General features: G+C 27.4%; 2 protein-coding genes. Both read right to left on the bottom strand.

The annotated features are described in order from the left end of the window. Positions 1–528: 528 nt before the first annotated feature. Positions 529–4,221, bottom strand: coding sequence for a cell wall-binding repeat-containing protein (locus BN346_RS20795; protein WP_051540549.1), 3,693 nt, complete (start codon positions 4,219–4,221; stop codon positions 529–531). Positions 4,222–5,209: 988 nt separating this feature from the next. Continuing rightward, a complete protein-coding gene (locus tag BN346_RS20790; RefSeq protein ID WP_051540548.1) occupies positions 5,210–8,281 on the bottom strand; it encodes a cell wall-binding repeat-containing protein in 3,072 nt (1,023 codons plus the stop codon). Between the last annotated feature and the right edge of the window lie 3,622 nt (positions 8,282–11,903).

Raw genomic sequence — 11,903 nt, 5'->3', positions numbered from 1 at the left:
TCTTATTCAAAATGGTAAGTAAATTACGAAAAGGTAAGTAGCCCATGAGATGTCTGTCCCTCTTGTTCATTGGTATTTTTAATGTTAAAAAGATAAAATTCAGCAAGGATATTAACAAGTAAAAAGTTAGAATCCTTATCTCTGTAAGTTGCTATCTGAGTTTTTTATCCATAACAAGAGGGACAGGCAATTCAATATGTTAGATATACATTAATAGTAGTCTGGAATAAATGTGCATATCCACTAATAAGTAAAGTAGCGCCAGTCCCGTTATCTGCGGAAGATAAACTTCCTTTGGTTGATTGGTATCCCACCCAAAAAATAAACCAATAAAACTCAGTAAGCCTCCTTGGACTGACCTTGCTTGCTCATAAAAAAACTACATTTCAATAAAATTGAAATGTAGTTAGATTTATTTTTTTAATTTAATTCACCAAATCAACCGGGGAGCTGATTTTACATACTGTTCAACTCTTGAGTTATTTCATACTTACATTCAAATAAATTAATAATATTTCCATACTAAGATTATTTCATTTCTTTCACTTCAACACTTGTACTTATTGCACGTGATAAATGAACTTCATCACCAGCTGGATCATCTTTTCCTGCTTCACACTTAACTGCGCCTGCTTCCATAGTGATTGCTTTCTTATTGTTTTCTACATTTTCACTATCAAACTTATATGGAGTAGCTAATATTATTTTTATTGTTTTACCATCTACTATAACTTTATCTTTTTCTAATAAATTTTTGTCATCTATCTTTATTTTACTTTTCAAGTCATCTGAATTCACATCATTTGATACTTCTTTATCAAATGTTAAAGTAATTTCTGAATTGTTATCATTATTTAATTCTATACTCTTCATTGATATTCCATAGTATATTGCAGTTGCTTCTCCTAATTTTTTTGTATCTGTCTTATTATCAAACCTATCTCTTATAGGAAGTTTTTGAGTTACTGTAAGCTCTTGCTTAGTTGTTTCTTCTTCTAAATAAATTATTACTTCATCAGTATATTTACCTGAAGTTGATTCTACTTTATCTACAGTTGAACTTTTAACTTTAAATGTATCTGCTGAAATGCTATTTACATTTACTGGCTCTGTAAATTTAACTTGTACTCTATTACCACTTAATATAGTTGCATCTTCTATCATTTCTGCTGGTACTTTATCTATAACTTTATTAATTGGTTTTTCTATAGCCTTTGAAGGTGAATAATTTATAGTTTCTAAAGCTTCTGCTTCAAATTTTAATGTTCCTTCTGTAAAGTTTTTATAACCTATAGTTGCATCTGTTTTAAATAAAACATCCTTCTCCTCTTTTTCATCGTCATCATCGTCTTTATTCTCATCAAAGAATTTTAAATCTAATCTATATACCAAATTGCCATCTTCATCTTCATCATCTACTAATTTCATTGAAATAGGTGAAATTTCATTATTATTACCAAAATCTAATTTTATTTTGCTTAGATTCACAAATTTAACTTCTCTATCAAAATAAACTCTTATTGTACTATTATCAAATGCTTCTATCTCCCCTGATTGTTTTCCATCTAAATCTTCTATATTCTCTATTTTACACATACTTATTACTCTATCATCACCAATGTCTTTACATTCAATTCCACTCATACCTATAAATTTACCATTAGCATCTGCAACAGATCCAATGCGTATATTTACTTTCTTATCTGTATCTATTTTATCTGGTAATGTTATTGCAACTAAATCATCATCTTCCCTTATGTCTATTTCAGCATCTTCAATTTCATTTAATGGCTTGTATCCCTTTCCATTATAATCTACCAAATAATTTTTCATATCAAGCACAGAACCAGTGCCTTCTTTTCTCATGGCTTCACTAAATCTTACAAATATTTGTTCCCCGTGCTCACCACCATAAGTTGCTATTTTAACTTCTGCTGGTGTTATATCTGCAACTTCAACTTCTAATGTAACTGGCTCAACAGAATTTCTAGCTACAGTGGTATCTTTAATTTTCCCTTTTACTATTTCAATTTTACAAATTCCTTCAAATTGTGATGCATCAATTGAATATTCTCTATCACCTTTCCCCTTATCTTTACATTTTATTTCTTCATCCCATTCAATTTCCTCACCATCAGCATCTGTTACTATATATGATTCTGGATCATCTGCACCTGTAACAGACTTGTTAAATTTAAAATCTATAGTATTATCATATTTATTATATTCAGCTTTTACTGTTGGAGCATTTTCGCCTTTTAAGTTATATTCTATATCTGCTTCTGCAAACTTATTTCCCCATAAATCTTGTATTTTATCCTTTTTATCATTTTTATATCTAACAAGTATTTTATGTTTACCTAGTGGTAAGTCATTACTTGTTAGAACTATTTTGTCATTTTCTACACTTTTTAATTTCATTTTATAATCGCTATTTTTGTAATCTAAATAAAATTCAATATTTTCCTTTGCTTCTTTTTCTAATAACTTCTCTTCATCTATAGGTTTATTGAATTTTAATGTAACTTCATTTCCTTCAACCTTGTCAACTACTGCTTTAATTTCGCTTTCATCTTTTGCTGAAGTAAATTTTTTAGTTCCTTCTTCAACTTTAAATCCAGCATAATTATATATTCCGTCTTTTAATTCTATTTCATATTCTCCATCTTTTAATTCTGATGAAAGAACTACTCTAACAGTGTTTGCATTTAAACCATTATTGTCAAACTTAGCCTTTACTTCTGATGGGTATTGATTGTTGGCAACTCTTATAGCATTCCTTAAATCATTATTACTATTTGCTGTAACAGGCTCAGAGAATGTTAAATCATATTCTTTCTTTCCTACTTGTTTTACACTTACAAGTTCAGGAATAGATGTACTTAATATTCTTACATCATCTTTAAAATTGTCTATTTTATCTTTACTTCCATCTAAATATATATTTTTTATTTCTACTTTTAATGTAGTTTGATTACGTTTTATATTGTATCCTTGCTTTAATGTTACAACTGCTGACTTTTTATTTTCACTTAACTCAATTGTTGATGTTTTCTCATCAAGTAAAACTTCCTTACTATTATCATCATTAGTTATTTTGTAATTTTCTAAATCTGTAGCACTATTCTCATCTACAGCTTTTCCGAATTCAACTTTTAATTGACTTGCATTTATAGCTTTAACAGACATAACATTTTTCTCTGGTTCTGGATCCGGATCTGGTTTTACATCTTTAACCCCTAATGCCTTAACTATATTTTCAACTGTACTCTTATTAACTCCATAGCCTACTTCATAAACTGTTTTTGCAGTTTTATTTTCTAAATAAGCTTTTTGGCTTGTATTTAATACAGAACCTGCTAAAACTAGTGGACTTTTTTCTTTTCCTGCTACAGCTGATACTGATAGAGCATCTATTAATTGACTTTCATTAGGATTTCCATCCTTAGCTATATAAACATTGTTATATTCTTTTTCAGAATAGAACTTTTCTAATACCTTGGCATTAGTTTCATTTCTGCTAATTCCACCTATTCTTTCAGCATTTGGAAGTGATTTTTCAACAGAAGTAGACACAACACCTTCTCCACCTACAATATAAGACTTTTCTATTCCTTTTTCTTTTATATATTCACTACTTTTTCCTAAATTATCTTTAGAAGAAATAATTATAGGCATACCTTTATCTGCTGCTACTGGTGCAATTGATAATGCATCTGAAAGTCCAGTATAACCATTAACTACTGCAACTTCTTTAGAATTTATGTTTTTTGCAACTTCAATAGCTGTTGAAACTCTATCTTGACCTGATATTCTTTCTACTTTTATACCCATATCAGTTAATTCTTTTACTACAGAAGTAGATACAACACCTTCTCCACCAATTATAAATACGTTTTTAGCTTGTAATCTTTGTAATTCAGTTTTTGTTGTTTCTGTTAAACTCTTCTCTGTAGTTAAAAGTATTGGTGCGTTCTTTAACTTAGCAAAAGGAGTTGCTGCTAAAGCATCTGCAATAGCTTCTGAATTTACTAAAACAACATTTTCAGCACTTGTCCACCCATGTTTACTAACTATTGCTGCTGTTTCATACCTATGTTGACCTGCTAACATTTTTCTTTCTATTGTAGTTTTTGATTCTACAGCAAAAACATTAGAGCCTAAAGTAGTAAGTGTAGCACCTATTAAAAAAGTAGATATCACCTGTGATTTTTTTCCCATGAAACAAATCCCCCTTTAATTAGAATAACTTCTCAATTATTCATATTAATATTTTTAAGTAAATTTAAGTAAAATTTATAATTTATTCTTAATATTTTTAAAATTTATAATTTATTTTTTACATTAATTCCTAAATTAAATTGACTTATCATTCTGTTTTTTAACTTTATCTCATCAAAGAATATGAATGATTGAATTCATTTAATTGCTTTTTTGCATTTATTTTGTTAAATTAATTTCTTTACATTTAAATGTGTATTCCAAATATGTTTTTCATTAATTATCATCATAATAAAACACAGTATTTTCAATGCTTTTAATATTGATAATTATATTAAATATTATATTAGTATATTAATTAAATTATTATAAAAACACAAAAACTCATTATGAATTTAAAATGAATTTTTATATTCTATTCCTTCATTTTTTTAAATTATCTTAATTATTTAATTTCTCTATTCAAAATATTATCATCGTTGTAATTTACTGTCAATGGATTTAATTTAATATTTATACGAAATAAATTTAATTTATAATTTGTTTACATTTAGTGTATAAATTTCATATTATTGAAATATACACCTCCAAATTTTCCTTTAAAAACTTTAAACGCCTAAGCCTGTACACAATTTGAATTGAGACTTGCAAAATGAATTTTAACATAATAAGTTTGTCAAGTGATAATTCCAAATCAATATTATAGAGTCCCAAACTTACCATTTTTTATAGTTTTAATATAATTTTAAATTTTATCTCCATATCAACATTTCCGGGATTGAAAGTCTAGCTACTTTTTTATTTATTTAATTTATATCATTTTTAATCTTTCCTAACCTTGCAGTTTAGAATTCATGTTTTTTGTAGGCTGGAATTCATTCCAGAAAATTCATATTTGGTATGATGTAATTTAAAATTTATTTTATAGAATAAAAAAAGACTTAACATTTTGCGTTAAGTCTTTTTTATTAATATTTTATTTATATCTCTACTTTAATGTTATTTTTAAAGTATCACCTGTTTTACCAGCTTTTTTAGCTTGTAATATTACATTGTTATCTTTTCCAGGTTTTACTTCATATTTTTCTGTCCATTTTCCATCATTTTTATTTAATACATTTCTAACAGTATCTGCAACTCTTAATGATGTTGATTTTGATGGTATAGTTACTTTTATTTCTTCTTCTTTACCATTTAAATTTACAACTACTACAATATGCTTTTCAAATATAGTTCCTGAAGTAAATTTAATTCCACCTTCTGCTTTTGTTGCTGCTGTAACTTCAGCTACAACTTTATTTGTTTCACCTGTACACAATAATGATTGTGGAATTTTCTTAGCTGTTTCTAAAAGTGTATACATTTCTTTAATACTTAAATTTGATTTTATAATATTAATCTTATCTGTTATGCTTCCATTACCTGTTAATTCCGGTTTTAAATCCTTTAATTTTCCAACAATGTTTTTAACATCTTCTGTATATACATCCTTTATGAAAACTGCTAAATTAGCTGGTTCTTTATATCCATTATTGTATGCAACTTTTGTATCATTTCCTATGGCTGTTTCAAAATTCTTTGGTCCTATAACATTTAACATAGTTTCAAGTGCACTAATTATTTTATCATAATTTATAGTTCCATCATCATTTAATCCAACACCTGGTTTAAGCATTGGTGCTAATGCAGCCATTATTCCATTCATATCTAGCTTGCCATTCATTGAATATATTGGAGATACTATAGTTAAATTTATAACCTTACCACTTTCATCAAATGTTGGTATTATAGGATTGTTTATAGCTGCAAACATAGGTTCTAAAGTTTTAGTTAAACCTTCATACTTAGCATTTGCTACTTTTAAAAGTTTTAATTCTTCTTCAGTAAACTTTGTTGGATAATCTGCTGGATTCACCTTACTTGCTCTTATTAACAATTGTAACTCTGCTGCTGAAAAAGTTACTTTAGGTGTTCCATCTTCATTTAATAATTTACCTTTTATTTCAATTCCACTTTTTATAAACTTAGGAATTTCATTATCAACATTTATTTTATAATCTTTAAATTTATTATTTTCACCAAAGTTTATATCAATTGGTTCTCCATTTATTGAAAGTAAATTTTCAAATTTAGATAATGCTTCAATACCTGAAAGCTTGGCTAGTAGAGTTTTTAATTTTGTTGTATATTCACTAGCTGCTGACTCTTCTTTTCCATCTACAAATGGTATTTGTGTTGTTTCTATTGTACCAATTCCAGTGTTTCCACCACCTGTAGAGCTTCCTTTTTCTATAGCTATTTTAAAACTTTCACAGGGAGTTCCAAGTTTTGTTTTTATTGCACCCTCTTTAAATTCTATATTTTTTAATACAGAACTTGTACCATCATCTTCAAAAACTTTATTTTTGAAAATAACTGTTACCTTACAAACATCTGAACTAACCCCTCTAGTATAAGCTGTTAAAATTTCTGGTCTATTACTAATTCCTAAACCATTTGTTGATATATTATCTTTATCTATATCTAAATATACTTTAGATAAATCAACTTTATTAACACCTATAAATTCACCATCTAAGTATATATCTATTTTTCTAGAATCTATAACTTCTGGTTCTCTTGAATTTAATGATACCTTTCCATCAAATTCAGCTTTTATATCTTTATCTAAGGCACTTGTATCTAAAACTTTACCTTTAATATTTTTTACTTTTCCTATTCTTATTTTAACTAAATCAGAATTAGTTTTTTCTTTACTACCTGTATTTGTTTCTAATACAGACTTAGGTAGAGTTATTGTAACATTTCTATTTCCTATACTATCTTTTATAGTAGCACCTGATATTTTGCTTATAGACTTATATCCTTGTCCATTAACATTTATCTCATAAAGGCTCTTATCTTTTACAGATCCTCTGCCTGAAGTGCTCATCATTTGATTATAATTTACAAATATCTTATTGTTCTTTTCTCCACCATATTTTACACTTTCTATTGTTGGAGCTTCAGCATCATCTAAATCTGGGAATATAGGTTTTAGATTTGATACTATTCTATTTTCTTCTAATGTCTTAAATATTCTAAGAACATTAACTTTACTTACTCCTCCACCAACAGTAGTTATTTTATCTGCTGTTACATTCTTTAAAAATGCTTCTTGTTTAGCTGATATTGAATTATTTATAATCATTAATGGTGATTCATTTTTAGCTGCTAATGGTGCAACTGTCAATGCATCAACTAATTCTGATGCCTTCTTGCTTCCATCTTTTGATATATATAAATTCTCAAATTGACCATTTGAATAGAATTCTTGAAGAACTTCTCCATTTGTTTCATTTCTATTGATTCCCTCTAATCTATCAGCATTATCAAGTGAATCTTCCAATGAATATTTAACAACACCGTCTCCACCAACTATATATTGGATTTTAGCTTCATCTGCTATTTCTTTTCCGCTTCCTAAACTATCTCCACTAGCATTAGTTAAAAGTATTGGCATTCCATTTTGTGCTGCTGGAGCTGCTATTGATAATGCATCAGCCATACCTGTCATACCATTTACAATTGCAACGTCATCAAAATTTCCCATTTGCTTAGCAATTTCTGCTGCTGTCTCAACTCTATCTTTTCCCTCTATACGTTTAACTGAAAGTTTCATTCCTTTTAAAGTATTTACTACATTTTCGCTAATTACACCACTTCCACCAACAACTACAACTTCTTTAGCTTTTAATTTTTTTATTTGATTTCTTGTAACTGGTGTTAATCTATCTGTTTCTGTATATAATATTGGTGCATCTATCTTATATGCATATGGCGATGCTGGTAATGCATCTACTATATTTTCTCCATTAACTAAAACAACAGTATCACATTCGCCCCATTCTTTGCTCACTTCAACTGCAGTTTCATATCTTGTTTCTCCTGATATATTAATTATTTTTTCTCTTATTTGACCATCTGAACTACTTGAACTAGCAAATACAGTCAAATTAGCACTAGTAGCTAACATTGTTGCAGTTACTACTGATGCAATAATTCTTGAACTACCTTTCATCAGCCATCCCTCCTAATTAATTTTAGCTGGCAAATTAATTACATAAAAAAATATAAATCTTAATAAAAATAAATTTACTTAAAAATGTACCGAAGTCATTTTTTCATCTATAATATATTTTACTCACTTTTGGTAATATATGCAATACATTAAATGAAATTTTTTCAAAAAACATTTAAAATTATCTTCATTTATAAAACAAATTTTATAGTTTGTGTGTTATTCAATACATATACTTTAATTAATATGTAATGCAACAAAAACATATGCGTTTTGTAACAAAAAAATATATGTATTTTTTACTTGTTTATATCCTTACTAGATTTTATTTTTTTAGCTTGAATATCCCAATCAACAAGAGGGACAGACTTCTCATGAGCTAGTTACCTTTTCATAATTTATCTACCCTTTTAAATAAGATACTTAGCTAAACAAGCAAAGTCAGTCCCAGCAACCTTGCTTAGTTTTATTAGGTTAATTTTTTGAAAATACCAATGAATAAAATTGTAAAATACATCATTTACTAATTGCCTCTTCATAATTTAATTGTCCTTTTTACTAAGTTACATACACTGAAAAAACAAAGTCAGTCTCAAATAAGGAAGTTAATCTTCCGTAGCTGCCGGGACTGGCTATCCCCTACTTATTAGTGGATATTCACATATATTCTAGATATCTCTTAATGTATATCCAACATCTTGAGTTGCCTGTCCCTCTTGTTATGGCTTTAAACTCAATATAGTCACTTTTCTTAATCCTTATGACGTTTAATATTTTCTTACTATTCAATACCTTTAATAAGATTTAATTTTTGTCTACGTAAGAATAAATCCTTCTACATTTAAATATATTCATTTTTTTCTGTAACCCATAATTCTGTTTTGAAATATTAGGAACAAGGTGAGTAATATTATCCATAATTGTTAATTGATTCACTCTTGTTACAGCTGAAAAACATAGATAACAAGCTTAATTAAATTGCCTATTTTAATTTCTATTTAATACAAAAGACGCCTAAAATCTAGACGTCTTTTTAATCTTTATTATTTATTAAGATTTTAAAATCAAATAACAATTCAAATTTAAAAATTATCGATTATATAATTACCAATTTTCACTTAATACATAGAAATTAAATAATTTATTTTACAATTTCAATAATGAATTAAATTTATATATAATAATTTTGTATTTTTATTAAGAATCAAATTAAATATTATGAAAATATTTAATTTGAATTCTTAATATATTTAAAATGCGTTTGGGCTGTATTATAGAAAAACACAATCTAATTTGAAACTATTTTTAAAATATAAGTATCTTAATTGCAAAAAATTATTCATTTTTAAATTTTTACACTAGCCTCAATTTTAAATGTATGCAAATTTTGAAATTAACAATTTTAAATATAAAACGGAACCAATATATAAAAATTTAATATATATATATCTTCATATCTCATAAAATCTCATAAAATTACTAATTTCATGAATTAAATAATTCACTTTTCACAATATTAAATCATTTAACACTTTTGTGTCAATCACACTTAAAATTATACATGTTTTGTATAATTATGTTAATTAATTGTCATTTATTGAAATTAACTCTATTAGTTTGATATTTAAAATGTAGAAATTAAAAAGAAAAAGTTTTACTTTTTATCCCTGCAGGGACTGGCTCTACTTTACTTACTAGTGTATATATACTTTTATTCTAGATTACTCTTAATGTATATCCAACATATTGAGTTGCCTGTCCCTCTTGTTATGGATAAAAAACTTAGATAGTAACTTAATTTATTTACTTTTCTTTTTATTTGTTTGTATCCTTGCTTGATTTTATTTTTAATCTTAAAGATACCAATCAACAAGAGGGACAGACTTCTCATGTGGTAGTTACCTTTTTATAATTTATGTTCCCTTTTGAATAAGATATAAAACAAACTAAGCAAGGTCAGTCCCATAGCCTTGCTTAGTTTTATTAGATTAATTTTTTGAAAATACTAATGAACAAAAGGAAGTTTATCTTCCGTTTCTATTGGGACTGGCTTTAGCAAATTCATTAGTGGATATACACCTTTATTCTAGATTACTCTTAATATATATCTAACATGTTGAGTTGCCTTTCCCTCTTGTTACGGCTGAAAAACTTAGATAACAAGACAATTATTTTATCTTTTAACTATTCTTTTTTACTTATTTGTATCCTTGCTAGGTTTTATTTTCTAATCCTAAAAATACTAATGAACAAGAGGGACAGACTTCTCATGGGCTAATTACTTTTTCTTAATTTATGTTCCCTTTTTTAATATGATATCAAGCAAAAAAGCAAGGTCAGTCCCATAGCCTTGCTTAGTTTTATTAGGTCAATTTTTTGAAAATACCAATCTTAAAAGGAAGTTCATATTCCGTAACTGCTGGGATTGGCTCTACTTTACTTATTAGTGGATATATACTTTTATTCTAGATTATTCTTAATGTATATCTATCACCTTGAATTGCCTGTCCCTCTTGTTATGGCTTCAAACTCAAAATAGCCACTTTTCTTAATCTATTCACCTTCTTTTTTTTGTTATGGCTAAAAAACTTAAATAGTAAAATAATATATTTACTTTTAACTCTTCTTTTTTATTTGTTTATATCTTTGCTAGATTTTATTTTTTAATCTTGAAAATACTAATGAACAAGAGGGACAGACTTCTCATGGAGCAGTTACCGTTTCATAATTTATCTACCCTTTTGAATAAGATATGAAACAAAAAAAGCAAGGTCAGTCCCAGCAGCCTTGCTTGATTTTGGATATTATCCATTAAATTTATTTGATATTTCCTTGAGCATGCCTAATTTATTCTACTATCCATTTAGAGAGTAGACCTAACTAGGATATTGTTTTACTTATATTTTATAAGATAATTTATTAACACAACTAAATTGTTTAATGAGCAGAAAAAACTTAACCAGCGGGCACTGATTAGATTTTCTCTCTATTTATTGGCATGTGAAAGGGAATAGCAACTTAATATTTCATGAGAGAATTTTGTGTAATACTAGGCATCAGGTTCTTGCAATAGTTATTTCCACTGCTAAGTTCTGTGGGGACTGGCTCTACTTTAATTATTAGTGGATATAAACATTTATTCCAGACTACTTTTAATGTATCTCTAACATCTTGAATTGCCTGTCCCTCTTGTTATGGCTGAAAAACTTAGATAGCAAGTCAATCATTTTATCTTTTCACTTTTCTTTTTACTTGTTTGTATCCTTGCTAGGTTTTATTTTCTAATCCTAAAGATACTAATGAACAAGAGGGACAGACTTCTCATACGGTAGCTTCCTTTTCATAATTTATCTACCCTTTTAAATAAGATATCAAACAAAATAAGCAAGGTCAGTCCCAGCAGCCTTGCTTGATTTTGGATATTATCCATTAAATTTATTTGATATTCCCTTGAGCATGCCTAATTTATTTGATGAACAGAAAAAACTTAACCAGCGGGCACTGGCTAAGCTTTTTCTCTATTTATTATATTTAATTCTACTATCCGTTTAGGGAGTAAACCTAACTAGGATATTGTGTTAACTTAATTTAATATTATAACTTATCAACTTCAGCTTGAACC

Source organism: Clostridium ihumii AP5 (assembly GCF_000612845.1).
Classification (GTDB): Bacteria; Bacillota; Clostridia; order Clostridiales; family Clostridiaceae; genus Clostridium_J; species Clostridium_J ihumii.
Note: the sequence above shows the minus strand (reverse complement) of the source record. Positions and strands in the feature narration are given on the sequence as shown.

Excerpts from the sequence above, each read along its gene's own strand:
- BN346_RS20795 (WP_051540549.1), bottom strand. The coding sequence starts at position 4,221 with ATGGGAAAAAAATCACAGGTGATATCTACTTTTTTAATAGGTGCTACA.
- BN346_RS20790 (WP_051540548.1), bottom strand. The coding sequence starts at position 8,281 with ATGAAAGGTAGTTCAAGAATTATTGCATCAGTAGTAACTGCAACAATG.